The organism is Campylobacter concisus (genome assembly GCF_003048405.1).
In the GTDB taxonomy this organism is placed as follows: domain Bacteria; phylum Campylobacterota; class Campylobacteria; order Campylobacterales; family Campylobacteraceae; genus Campylobacter_A; species Campylobacter_A concisus_Q.
Map to the genome: position 1 here is coordinate 143611 of NZ_PIQS01000003.1, position 13457 is coordinate 157067.

The window sequence follows — 13457 nt, forward strand, 5'->3', positions numbered from 1 at the left end:
TCTCAAAAAACAGATAAAAATGATAAAGGAAGGCAATGACTAGCAAGGGCGAATTTGCAGCCGGACGCGGGCTTTACTACTCGCTGTTTTCGCGTTTTTTCGTTTTTAGTCAAGGCGCGGATAGATTTGCAGGTGTAAACGCGATGCTAGGCCTTGCCGCAGCGCACGCTCTAAACGAGGAATCGGCCGCTGCCATAATGCGCATACAGGCAAAATTCGACGAGAAAAATCCGCAAAATTTAGTGGATGAATTCGATGAAATTTTCCACGCTCCGCCAAGTCCGCTTAGAAACTCGCTGTCGTACTACGACGAGGGTTATGAGGTCGGGCATGCCTGCGCGAAAGTGCGTAAAATTTTAGCCCGCACCGACCTTAGACGCGACGAGGCTAAATTTAAAGAAAACGAAGACAACGTGGGCTTTGTATTTGCGCTGATGAGTGAATTTATCGCGCGAGAGAGCGAGCTGGAGCTATACGGCGAGCTTGAGGAGCAGCTTTTTAAAGAGGTCATAAATCCAAACGTCGATGAGTTTATAGAGAGTCTTTTTAATCACAAAAGTAGCGAAATTTACAAAGACGTCGCGGTACTACTGCAAGGATTTATCGAGTTTGAGCGCGTAGTTTTAAGCGCGCCGCGTCCTATAAATCACGGCAAAAACAAAAAGACTTTGGACGGAGTTTCAAGATCTGAGGCTATAAGAAGACAAAAAAACCGAGTGAGAAAGCTAAAAGCTATGGAGGAAGAAAATGCAAAAAAATAGGCGAGAATTTTTAAAAAAGGCGGGGCTAGTCGGAGCTGTAGCGGCTACGGCCGGAGTAGCGACGGCAGCGGCGTCAAACCTAAAATACGGCAAAAGCAAAAAGACCGAAGTGCTTTATAAAAGAAGCAAAAACTGGGATCTATACTACGAACAAGCAAAATAATAAAAATTTAAGAAAGGATAAATATGTCTGAGGCAAATTTACGTCTTATGCCCCACTCAAACGCAGTCGGGCGAAGATCGTTTTTAAAAATGGCCGCGCTAGCGGGCGTAGCGGGCGGCATGAGCGGACTGGCCGCTAGCGGCGTAACCAGAAGTGCGACCAAAGAAGAGATGGCAAATCCGTTTCCTAACTCTAAAATCGTAAAAACTGTTTGTACGGTTTGCTCCGTTGGATGCGGAGTGCGGGCCGAGGTAGAAAACGGCGTTTGGGTGCGCCAAGAGGTAGCCCAAGATCACCCGGTAAGCGCGGGCGGCCACTGCTGTAAGGGCAGCGACGTCATCGATATGGTGCGCTCTCACTGCCGCGTAAAATACCCGATGAAAAAAGCAGGCGGCAAATGGAAACGCATCAGCTACAAAGAGGCTCTCGACGAGATCGGCGCCAAACTAAAGGCGTATCGCGAGAAAAATCCTGAACAAGTGATGTTTCTAGGCTCTGCAAAAGATTGCAACGAACAAAGCTATTATATAAGCAAATTCGTAGCGATGTTCGGGACTAATAACCTAGATCACCAAGCACGTCTTTGACACAGCTCTACAGTCGCCGGTGTGGCGAATACTTGGGGTTACGGAGCTATGACCAATCATCTTGGAGATATCCAAAACGCGAAGTCTATCTTTATAGTAGGCGCAAATCCGGCGGTAAATCACCCTGTCGGCTTTAGACATTTTCTAAAAGCGAAGGAAAATAACGGCGCAAAGCTAATCGTGGTCGATCCAAGATACACGAGAACTGCGGCTAAGGCTGATTATTTTGCTCAAATTCGCACCGGCACGGATATACCTTTTATGTACGGCATGATGAATATCATCTTTCAAAACGGCTGGGAAGATAAGGAATTTATAAACGATCGCGTCTACGGTATGGATCTGATCCGCGAAGAAGCTGCCAAATGGACGCCTGAAGTCGTGGCCGATGTTTGCGGAATCAAAAAAGAGACGCTTCTTGAGATAACCGAAGTTTATGCCAAAAATCGCCCGGGATCGGTCGTTTGGGCGATGGGTCTAACTCAGCACACCATAGGCAGCTCAAACACTCGTATCGCTCCGATCCTGCAACTAGTGCTAGGAAATATGGGCGTATCGGGCGGAGGCTGTAATATTCTGCGCGGTCACGACAACGTTCAAGGCGCGACGGATATGGCGAATTTGCCGACCGAGCTACCTGGGTACTATCCAAAAAACGAAGCCAACTGGAAATACTTCGCTAAGATGTGGAAGGTCGATTTTGAATGGCTCCAAAAGAATTTCGTTAAGCCTGAAATGATGTTTAAACCCGGATTTACGCTATCAAAATGGTGGGCGGGCGTGCTTGACGGTAAAAACGGCAACGAAGCCGTAGATAATGCCGGCGACAGTATAAAAGCCTTAGTGGTAATCGGCAACGGTATCACATCAACCGCGCAACAAGTAAAAGTAAAAGAAGGCCTAGATGCGCTTGAGCTTTTAGTGCTGGTAGATCCTTTCGTAAACGATGCCGGCGTGATAACTGACAAAAAAGACGACGTCTACATACTGCCTGCGGCGACGCAGTTTGAAACCAGCGGTACGGTCGTAGCGACAAACCGCAGCGGCCAGTGGAGAAGCCAGGTCGTAGAGCCTTTGTTTGAGAGTATGCCGGATCATGAAATTTTGTTTGAGCTTGCCAAAAGGCTAGGCTACTATGACGAGCTAACGCGCACGATCAGAGACGCCGAAGGTAAGATCGAGTGGCCTGAGGTCGCTACGCGCGAGATCGCAAATATAATAAAAACTATCGGCATGACGGGTTGGACTCCGGAAAGGCTCAAAAAGCACCAAGAAAACTGGGATAAATTTGACGAAAAAACAAGTCTAGGAAAACCGGGCACCGTAGTCGAAGGCGAATACTACGGCTTGCCGTGGCCGTGCTGGACGGAGGATCATCCGGGCAGCCCGATACTTTACGATATAAACAAGCCCGTTAGGCAAGGCGGTATGGGTTTTAGAAACCGCTTCGGCTTAGAGCATAACGGAGTTAGCCAATTAGCCGCAGACGGTAGCGCGCCAGTAGATTCGTTTGTCAAGGGCGGATATCCGGAGATCAAAAAAGATAACATCGAAAAGGTGCTAGGCATCACGCTAACCGAGGATGAAAAGGCTAAAATAGGCGGCAGCTGGATACATGACGATAGTAATATCATCGCTAAAAAATGCATGGAGAAAAACATCGCTCCGTACGGCAACGCGCGAGCTAGGACGATCGTTTGGACTTTTGCGGATCAAATTCCTCTTCACAGAGAGCCGCTGCATACGCCTAGATTTGATCTAGCGCAGAAGTATCCGAGCTTTGAGGATAAGAAACTTCAAAACCGCGTCGATACGAAATTTAAATCCGTCCAGCTAGCAAAGGACTACTCAAAAGAATTTCCTATTATCCTCACGACGGCTCGCCTCGTAAATTTTAGCGGCGCGGGCATGGAGACGAGAGCTAGTATGTATCTAAGCCGCTTGACGCCTGAGATGTTTGCGGATATCCACCCTGAACTTGCGGCTAAACACGGCATTAAAAACTGGGATTTCATCTGGGTTCATTCGCCTGAAGGTACTAAGGTTAAGGTGCGCGCCAGAGTGGTACCGTCCGTTAAACCCGACACCATCTTTATGCCGTTTCATTATGCGGGTTATATGCAAGGCGTTGATATGACGGGTAATTTCCCGGAAGGCACCAAGCCTTATGCGGTAGGCGAGAGCGCAAATACCGTCACTAACTACGGATATGATATAAACACTCAGATTCCTGAAACCAAAAGCGGTCTATGCCGCATAGAAAAGGCGTAAAATGAGCGAATTTAACGATAACAATAGACTTAAATTTTACTGCGACGACGATAGATGTATCGACTGTAACGGCTGTGCGGTGGCTTGCGACGAGGCTCACGAGCTGCCTCTTGGCATCCGCCGCCGCCGCGTCATCACGCTAAACGAAGGCGTACCCGGTAAGGAAATATCAACCTCGATAGCCTGCATGCACTGCGAGGACGCTCCGTGCTCGCTGGTTTGCCCGGTTGATTGCTTTTATATCAGGAGCGATGGTATCGTGCTACACGACAAAGATATCTGTATCGGCTGCGGATACTGTCTATACGCGTGTCCGTTCGGCGCACCACAATTCCCTAAAGATGGTGTATTTGGCGCAAGAGGCGTTATGGATAAATGTACGATGTGTGCAGGTGGTCCGCTACCGACAAATAGCGAAGCCGAGCGCGAAGAGTACGGCCAGGATAGAATTTCCGAAGGCAAAGTGCCGGTTTGTGCCGCAATGTGCTCGACAAAGGCGCTGCTAGTAGGCGAATCTGTAATGATAGAAAAAATCTACGGCGATAGGGTCAAGGCACGCGGCTACGGCTTTAAAGACCTAAAACAAACTCCGACCTGGAAGCTCGCCTACTATGCTGGCGATAGGCTTAAGATAAAATCTTAAAATTTAGCTCACTCTCGCCGAGATTGCAGGAGCGAGCAATCTCATCAAATTTGACGCAGTTTGGCTGCGTCAAATTTAACTCACGCTTCTTTAGCTTTATTAAATTTTTACGCGTTAGTTGGAATAAAAGTGGATAAAATTAAGTAGAAAAAGGGCGGTCTCCCGCCCTAAATTTACGCTCTAACAGGCGACAAATACGGATTTGCCGAGTGCATCGACATCTCGTTTTGCTCTCTAAATTTGATAAATTCCTCTTCGCTTAGACGCCTGATATTTGCTATCGTCATCTTTAGAGGTGTGATGCCTGAGAGCGGATCTGGGTCGCTGGCGTTTGCTAGCTCGTTACCGTCGGCCTCGCTATAGTGGAAGGTCGTAAATATCGTGCCTTCTTTTAGATCCGGATTTACGCGCAGTTTTGCCGCGATCTGTCCGCGTTTGTTTTGCACGAGCGCGTAGCAGCCTTCCTCTAGCTCTCTCTCGCGAGCGATATCCGGGCTCACCTCTATGAGCGCGCCCTCTACGCCAGCACCGTACTCTAGGGCAGGGCACTCTCTCGTCATCGTTCCGGTGTGGTAGTGATAGACCTTGCGTCCGGTCGTAAATAGGCACGGATATACCTCGTCTGGTACTTCGCTAAGCGCTCCGCTACCGACCGGATAGCCGTCCGGGATATTCATCTTAGCTCTAAATTCGGTCTCGGCCTTTGCGCGCTCCCCTTTATCGTCTAGGTACAGCACCGGCGCAAAGCGGAATTTACCGCCCGGTAGCATAGACTTGTGATCTGCGTAAAGCACCGGCGTACCCGGATGCTCCTCGTCGGGGCACGGCCAGCTGATACCGCCTAGCTTGCCTAGTCTATAGTAGCTGATACCACCGAAAAATTTAGGCATGAGTTCCCTTAGCTCGTTCCAAATTTGCTCAGGGCTCGCAAAATCAAATCCCTCTAGCCCCATGCGGTTTGCGATGTTGCACACGACTTTCCAGTCAGGCTCTACGCCGCTAACCGGTTCGCTAGCCTTGCGCGTTCGCTGGACGCGGCGAGAGGTGTTGATAAACGTTCCGTCCTTTTCGCCCCAGCCAGCGGCAGGTAGCACCACGTCGGCCTTGTGCGCGCTCTCTGTGAAAAACAAATCCTGCACTATAAAGCAGTCTAGATGATGCACGGCGTGGACGAAGTGCTCGGTCCAAGGGTCGCTCATTACGGGGTTTTCGCCGTAGACGTAGAGGACTTTTAGCTCGCCGCTATCCATTTTATCCGGCGCTTGCGTTAGCTTAAAGCCCGGAACCGGATTTAGCTCAAAGTGCCATACTTTGCGCGCTTGCTCCTGTGCATAAGGGCTATTTACCGCGCCGGCCGGGATGACGTTAGGCAGCGCGCCCATGTCGCATGCGCCTTGGACGTTGTTTTGACCGCGCAGAGGATTTACGCCCGCACCCTTTTTGCCTAAATTTCCGGTTAAAACGGCTAAATTTGATAGCGAAAATACGTTTGACGTGCCGTCGCTAAACTGCGTGATGCCCATCGTGTAGCAAATCGCCGCCGCGCCTGCTTTAGCATACATTCTAGCTGCCTCTATGATGAGCTCTTTTTTTATACCAGTTTCGCACTCGAAACGCTCAGGCGTAAAGTCCTTAACCGCTTCTTTTAGATACTCAAATCCCTCGGAGTATTTTTCTATAAATTCGCTATCTTGCAAATTTTCGGCGATTATGACGTGCATCATCGTGTTTAGCGTTTTGATATTCGCTCCGATCGGGATTTGCAGATAGATATCGGCTTTTTTGGCCATATCGGTGCGTTTTGGATCTACGACGATCATCTTTGCGCCGCGCTGAAGTCCGCGCTGCATCTGCATAGCGATGATCGGGTGGCACTCGCTCGTGTTGGTACCGATGAGTAAAAATACGTCCGTGTCGGTCGCAAATTCTACTAAATCGTTCGTCATCGTTCCGTTTCCTAGCGTGCTGGCAAGACCTGCCACTGTAGGAGCGTGTCAAAGACGGGCGCAGTGATCGACGTTGTTGCTACCCTGAGCTCGGAAAAATTTCTGGAAAACGTAGTTGTCTTCGTTATTTGAGCGCGCGGAGCTAAAGCCCATGATCGAGCTTGGACCGTATTTTGCGACGGTGGATTTAAATTTATCCGCGAGGAAATCATAAACCTCCTCAAAACTCACTTCTTCAAGCTCTCCGTGCTTGTCGTAGACGCCATTTAGCTTTCTCATCATCGGTCGGCTTAAGCGTTTAGGAGAGTTTACGAACTCCCATCCGAACATTCCTTTTAAGCAAAGTTCGCCGTCGTTTACGTGGTGGTCTTTGCTAGGTTTGGCATCTACGATTCTACCGTTTCGCACGATAAGATCGATGCCGCAGCCCGTACCGCAATATGGACAGGTGGTCTTTACGATCTCTTCCATTTTTGCTCCTTTCTAGTATTACTGAAAATTATGAGATTATTATACAACTGCAAATATAAATTTAGTTTTAAAATTAGTATATTTTTTTAAGAATTATTTAAGTAATATGTAAATTTAGAATATTCCTTTTTTGGCTAAATTTGCCTTTAAAATCGTATTTTGAAAGAAAAATCACATATTAGTCATTTTGATAAAATTTGTCCTACCGGTACCACTCTATAACAATCTATTAAAGATTTCTTGCTGCCGATAACTTGCTTATATCTCCATCCCATCCCTACTGTATGCTTTGCCTTTTATCTCATTTTTTATCTCCGTAGGCTCATCATTCAACAGCTTATTAAAATCCGGTATTAAATTGCTTATTTTTAAGATAAAATTAATAACTTTCGTTTTAAAGTTTTCTAATATAGTTAACTTATCCTGTAAATTTTCTATCGTTTCGTCTTTAACTTTTGCTTCTTCTTCTAGCTCAGATATTCTTTGAACTTTGCCATTTATAGAAGTTTGTAGTTTAACGATTTGTAGTAGCTTGCTTTCATTGTCTTCCTTTAAGGCATTCTCGTTACTTAACGACGCCTCCAGCTCTTCGTTTCTTTGTTTCAAAGACTGATTTGTTTTTTCTTTGCTTTCTAGATCTGTATTAGCTTCTTCGAGCTTGCTTTGTAGGGCATCGCTTTGGTCGGCTTTTTGTTTTAGTTTATCTATTTGCGCTATATCAGCTTCAATATTTTCTAATCGGCTTTTTAGTTTATTGTTTTCATCTTCTTTTTGAATTAGCTCGGCCGAGAGATTGCCTATTTGTAAATTTCTATCTTTTATAATTTCGTCTTGATTATTTAGATTTGCGTTTATCTCTTTTAGCTTTTTATTTTCTTGGATTAGATTTTCGTTGGATTGATCCAGCTCGTTATTTTTTACAATTATCTCACCCTTGTTTATTAGTTGATTCGTTAGCTCGTAAATCCTTTGTTTTAGTTCTACGTCGGTAACTATACTTATATTATTTTGCATTTGATCTAATACTAAATTCGTAAGACTCGTTATAAAAGTCTTATCGTCCTCAATTTCCAATCTCAAATAGTCTTTGCCGAACATAGACTCTTTCTTTTTTATATACTTTCTTGCTTCATCGACTATGGATTGTCTAATTTTATTTTTAAACTTTTGCTCATTACTATACTCTTTTTCTGTTTTGTGCATTTGTTTTATATTTTTATGCCTCATCTTAGAGCCTAGCTCGCCGCGCAATGCTATGCCCTTAAACGCCGCCCCTCCCATTTCTTGCATACTTCTGCCGAATTTTAGCGTTTCGCCCTTGCCGCTAAACCTAAGATTTTTATGGTTTTCAAATTGGTAATTCGTAAAAATAAGCTGATAATGCTTAGTTTTCTCATCGTTGTGCTCAGCGATTAGCAGGCATTTAACGCCGTATTTAGCGCAATAATCGTTTGCAAATCTTCTAACTCTGTCGAGCGAGACCTGAGCGTTGATAAAATTTACTTCGGTTTTATTTAGCCCTTCTTTGGATTCTTTATTCCGATCGGTGCCGAAACTTATGACTATTTCGGAAAACCCGACCATATTTTCTCGCCAACGATTCTTTACCACCTTGCCGTTTTTATAGATTTTAGTTTGGGCTTCGTAGTCGGCTTTCATTTTTTCGTGGTATTTTTTCAAGAGTGCTTTTATATACTTTCTATCGTTAAATTCCCTATCGCTACTAGGCATCTCTCGCATATTGCCGTTATCGTTATATTCGCTAAGCACTATGTATCTATTATTTCGGCTGTTACCTCTAAGATATCCGATTTTAGAGGCGTGTTTGACCTCTCTAACATTGTGCTCATACCTTATAATAGCCTTTTTGAGCGTCAAGAATTCGCTTCTTACACAAAGAACTAGGCTGTGTCCGCCTATTTGAAGAGCATTACTCATTTTTGATCCTTTTCTTTATTATCTACTATAGAAATTAAGAGCATGTTTTAACACTTTTTTGAAAAATATAAGCTGCAATATCCGTTATCGCAAACGCTATGCGAGAATTCTTTGCATCTCCAATTTTGATATAACGTGGAATATCCCTGCCCTGCGATATACGAAGATCAAGAGTGGATATACCAATACCAAGAACCGCTGCGGTTTGCTTTCTGTCTAAAACCACCTTTCCTTTATATTGGCTAGATATGTGCTCAAGAAGCGTTTTGTATTCTAGGTCGTTATATAATTCATTAAGCATATTATTTTTCTCCTTTTGCTTAGTTCTTACATAACTAATTACAGCAACTTTTTATTTACTTTTGCTATTTTGAGCGGTTTTTGGGTAGTTTTTTGAAAAACTTTTAATACCATATGGTTCTTTAGAGTATTTTAGAGTAATTGAGAGTAAAAAATTGTTTTCTTGTTTTTTAAAACAAAAATAAGGTATCTTAGATTAACTTAGAAAGCTTGGTAAGAAATTGGAATATTAAAAAATTTCGGGAACAAATAGGGAACAAATTTTATAAAACTAAGAAAACTTAAAGCTCTTGAAATATCGGTAAAATCGGGGTTTAAAGAGATTTTTGAGTATATATGGCTCCGGATGCTGGATTCGTATAATACTATTTCTTAAAGTATTTTATATACCTCTAATATACTACAAAAATACCTAAAATAGGCGATTTTATTGATTAAGCTTATTCTAAGCTATCCTAAAATATCATGTATTTTTATAAAAATAGAGGGGAAATAAAGGGGAAAAATGCTTCGCCACTTTTTAAGTAAAAGGAGAAACCTTAAATGGCTTTAATGTCTTATAATAAATTTGCAAATACAAATAAATATCCGGGAGTTAGAATTTATATTCCCGAAAATAACGATATGATTTTTTACGTAAGATTAGACGGCAAAGACATAAAAGTAGGCTCAAAATCAGAAGGCGTAAACGTAACCTACGCCTATAATAAAAAGAAAGAATACGACACCAAAAAGAGAAACGGCGAGCTACCGGATAGTATAACTAAGAAACAGCTTGTTAAAGGTGGTTTAAAATTTGATGACATAGCAAAAGCATTTTTTGATTATAGGCTCGAACAAACGCCAGATAAAACGGAAAACATTAAAGAGCAAATTTGTATGTATGAGCAGTATCATAAAAGTAAATTCGGAAGTATCGTTACAAGCTTGATAAGCTCCGAGATGATACAAGAGCATTTTAAAAATATAAAAGAAACTGTGTCTAGCAGAACCGGTCGCAAGCTATCACAATCGCGTACAAATGCTATTATGGGCATAATAAGAACGATTTTTAACTACGCTATAAAACAAAAGCTTATATCTCATCTTAGTCCATTTGATATAGAGATCAAAAAACCAGATAATAAACGAGAAAGATTTTTAGAACTTGTAGAAATCGAGCTTTTACGCAAAGAGCTAGCCTGTAAAGGAGATTTTGCACTAGAGTTATTCGTAGAACTTGCTTTATGTACTGGAGCTAGGCTTGATGGCATATTAAGTATAAAGAAAAAAGATATATCGCTTTCAAATATGAGTGTAAATATAACCGACTTTAAAAGCAAAAATCCAGAAAATAAAAGATATACGGGATTTTTAAGCGATGAGGCATTGGTGCTGATAAATAAAATTTACACGAAGATTTCGCCAAATGATGCTCTTGTCGATAAACCCTACGCCACACTTCAAAACGTTTTGCAACATCTATTAAACAAACTCTTTAATGATGGGCTTGCGCCAGAGGATAGCGCAAATAGGGTCGTAATACACACGCTAAGGCACACGTTCGCCTCTCATCTGGCCATAGCCGGCACCCCGATACTAACGATAAAAAAGCTCATGAATCACTCTGATATCAACCATACTCTAAGATACGCGAAACTAATGCCAGACAGTGGTAAGGAGATGGTGAAGAAACTATATAAAGTATAATTTTGTGGTTTATATGTAAAAAAAATTGTATAATCCAACAATTATTAGATAGATTGAGATGTTCGATTCTGTCGCTTACCATTTTTAAAAATAAAACCATAAATTTAAATCGTATATATTATATATAGGCAAACACAATGACCCAAAAAAGAGAATTTATACCGCAAGAGCTTCCGCTGGATTTTAAGCCTACCGAGAAAATTTATAAAGCGCTAAATAGAGCCTCAAGAAAACTAGGCGAACTAAACGGTTTTATAAAAACCATTCCAAACCATTATATTTTGATAAATTCTCTCGTACCGCAAGAGGCAAAAGATCAAGCGCGATCGAAAACATTATCACGACCACGATGAGCTATTTTTAGCGCAAATAGACGAAACCAAAATAGCTCAAAGTGCAAAAGAGGTTATGAAAAAATACGTCGCAGATTTATTAAGGATTATATAAGTTTGTATAGTCCTAAAATACAATATTTTAAGCTGATTATAACTTTTTAGAATTATAAATCTATCGTCAAATGGGTTACCCAATGGGTTACTCAAAGCGGCACAAAGGATTTTAAAAAGGACTCAAATGTCAATCAGTCTAAGCGAATACAAAAAGACGAAAGTTCCAAATATCTACGTGAGTAAAAATCATACGAATAAGTTTTTATTCAGAAAAAGAAGTAGCGACGGAAGGCGAGCCACTAAGGTAGTAGAAATAGCCGTAAGAGAAAAATGGACCGGGCGGGAATATTTACAAGAAGCTATGGCGGTTTTTGCGGAGTGGGCAAAAGGCAAAGATATGGCGGCATCTAATATTTCTAGAATCCAGCCAAACATCAAAGTTAAGCAGCTTTGGGATTTATATATGGAAACTAGAGCCAAAACCAAAGCTACGACCGGGCTAGCGGCGATGTTTAACAATCATATCAAAAACAGCCCGCTAGGCTCGCTGGCTATAGAAAAGGTAACGCTTGATCATATTCAAATTTTTTATAACTCTATGCGAAGCAAAGGGCTATCGCCAAAAACATACAATAAAACGATAAAAGAAATTTTACGCCCTATGTTTAAGTACGCGCTTATTCATAGGGCTCTAGCTTTCGAGCCGACGTTTGGTTTAAAGCTTGATAAAATCGAGAAAAAATCAAAAGTTATCAACTGCTCGGATAAGCTTAGAAATTTATTTTCTGCCATTAATGAGCTTTACGCCGACGACGTTTTTTACTGGACGCTTTTTGCCCTGATTTTTACGGGCAGGCGAAAGTCCGAAATCTTAAACCTAAAATGGAAAAACATAAATTTCGGCAATAACACGATGCTTTTAGAGAGGACGAAAAACTCTAACGACTATATCGTAGCTATCCCAAATTTTATAGCCGCCAAACTACAAGAGATACCGAGGGTAGTTGAGCTAGTGTTTGCCAGCCCCGTAAGCGGCGAGACGATAGTTAATCTAGACAGGCAAGTCAAAAAAATCAGAGAACTCTCAGGAGTTGAGAATTTTCACCTACACATGGCGAGAGATATAGTAGTCGGCGCTCTTGCGGAAGCTAGCGCGGATATCCATACGATGTCATAAAATTTTTTAATACACATTTTAATAATGATAGCTCCTTCATTCCAAAATGAGAGTCAAGTTAAAATTTGCCTATGTCACTCTCGTTTTAACGACAATTAAAGATTTTTCAAAACTCTCTTATATTTTTTTGCTACTATACTATTTTTATACTATCGAGAAGGATATTTGCATGAAAAGTTTTGATACCAAAGTTACTTTTCAATCAATAAAAAACGATATCAAACCGTCCGATTCAGCTATCATAGAAGCGGTTGCAAATGCCATTGATGCCGAAAGCAAAAATATTTATGTAAATTTGTATGAAAATATTGATAATAGCGGAATGTTTGACCATGTTTATTACAGCATAGATATAGCTGATGACGGATTAGGAATACCTACTGACGATAACGAATTTGAGGAAGTTTTTTGTCAATACAAAGTCTCTACTAAGTACGAAAAAACAAATTACGGTAAAAGAGGTAGGGGAAGATATACGTATCTTACTGTCACAAATAATCCTAACAATATTAATATTTTTGTCGCTAGAAATAATGTAATACATAAGATTACATTTGATTGCAAAGATAAAAGAAATATAGCAATCATGAAAGACGTTTTTGGTGGCAAAATCGATACTAAAATTAACAATAGTTTTACAACATTAATACAATTTAAAAATATTTTGACAAGTTATTTTGATGTAGAAAAACACACAAAAGAAGCTTATGTCGAATATATAAGAAATGAGCTTATATCATATTTTGCCGACAGAATAGCCTCGCATAGTACAAAAATATACGTTAATGACGAATTATTGGAGATAAAAAATTTTATAGAAAAACAAATAGAAAGCAAAATCACTGTTTTGAACGAAGATCTTGAGTGTCATTTTAATGTCGATTTTTATATATGGAACGATAGAGTTAAACTAAAACCAGATAGACAAAAGCATATATTATTTTTAGATGATAAAGGTGCGCTAAAAGGCATAGCACCATCAGGTAAAAACAAATTATCTTTCCCTGGCTTTAAACAAAATCATTCCATAATAGTGAAATCAAAGTATTTTGCAGATAAAGACTATATTGATGGCCAGGATGATTATGATAATGTTTTTACTGCTGTTTCTTATATACATCT

The 13457-nt window shown here is 41.4% G+C and carries 10 protein-coding genes and 1 pseudogene; 8 read left to right on the forward strand and 3 right to left on the reverse strand.

The genetic code is table 11. The features are described from left to right. Positions 1–35: 35 nt before the first annotated feature. From CVT18_RS07655 to fdh3B, 4 genes are read left to right on the forward strand one after another with little or no spacing between them, the layout of a single operon-like run. Complete coding sequence (locus CVT18_RS07655; RefSeq protein WP_107824402.1) at positions 36–761, forward strand: molecular chaperone; 726 nt, start codon at positions 36–38, stop codon at positions 759–761. Beyond that, positions 748–924: a twin-arginine translocation signal domain-containing protein gene (locus CVT18_RS07660; RefSeq protein WP_009496297.1), complete on the forward strand. Its 177-nt coding sequence runs from the start codon at positions 748–750 to the stop codon at positions 922–924. The genes CVT18_RS07655 and CVT18_RS07660 overlap by 14 nt, the downstream gene beginning before the upstream one ends. 47 nt (positions 925–971) lie before the next feature. Continuing rightward, positions 972–3782 (forward strand): molybdopterin-dependent oxidoreductase, encoded by a 2811-nt coding sequence (locus CVT18_RS07670; protein ID WP_234410312.1) that lies wholly within the window; start codon positions 972–974, stop codon positions 3780–3782. 1 nt (position 3783) lies between these two features. Then, positions 3784–4425: a formate dehydrogenase FDH3 subunit beta gene (fdh3B, locus tag CVT18_RS07675; protein WP_103628642.1), complete on the forward strand. Its 642-nt coding sequence runs from the start codon at positions 3784–3786 to the stop codon at positions 4423–4425. Positions 4426–4598: 173 nt separating this feature from the next. Here fdh3B and CVT18_RS07680 read toward each other — a convergent pair whose 3' ends face one another. The 3 genes from CVT18_RS07680 to CVT18_RS07695 form a co-directional block, all read right to left on the reverse strand. Further along, the gene (locus tag CVT18_RS07680) at positions 4599–6842 is read right to left on the reverse strand and encodes a molybdopterin oxidoreductase family protein (protein WP_234410309.1); all 2244 of its coding nucleotides are present in this window, start codon (positions 6840–6842) and stop codon (positions 4599–4601) included. A 258-nt stretch (positions 6843–7100) separates the two neighbouring features. Beyond that, positions 7101–8780: a hypothetical protein gene (locus CVT18_RS07690; protein ID WP_107824403.1), complete on the reverse strand. Its 1680-nt coding sequence runs from the start codon at positions 8778–8780 to the stop codon at positions 7101–7103. Positions 8781–8814: 34 nt separating this feature from the next. Then, complete coding sequence (locus CVT18_RS07695) at positions 8815–9081, reverse strand: helix-turn-helix transcriptional regulator (RefSeq protein WP_107824404.1); 267 nt, start codon at positions 9079–9081, stop codon at positions 8815–8817. A 542-nt stretch (positions 9082–9623) separates the two neighbouring features. On the opposite strand from CVT18_RS07695, the gene CVT18_RS07700 reads away from it, so the two are divergent. The 4 genes and pseudogenes from CVT18_RS07700 to CVT18_RS07715 all read left to right on the forward strand — a co-directional run. Then, on the forward strand, positions 9624–10769 hold the full coding sequence (locus CVT18_RS07700; RefSeq protein ID WP_103629072.1) for a tyrosine-type recombinase/integrase: 1146 nt from the start codon (positions 9624–9626) through the stop codon (positions 10767–10769). A gap of 137 nt (positions 10770–10906) precedes the next feature. Then, a pseudogene (locus tag CVT18_RS07705) lies at positions 10907–11177 on the forward strand (Fic/DOC family N-terminal domain-containing protein); the annotation flags it as partial. 165 nt (positions 11178–11342) lie between these two features. Then, complete coding sequence (locus tag CVT18_RS07710; RefSeq protein ID WP_103629073.1) at positions 11343–12335, forward strand: tyrosine-type recombinase/integrase; 993 nt, start codon at positions 11343–11345, stop codon at positions 12333–12335. Positions 12336–12504: 169 nt separating this feature from the next. Then, a partial coding sequence (locus tag CVT18_RS07715; protein WP_159071495.1) for an ATP-binding protein occupies positions 12505–13457 on the forward strand: 953 nt, incomplete at its 3' end.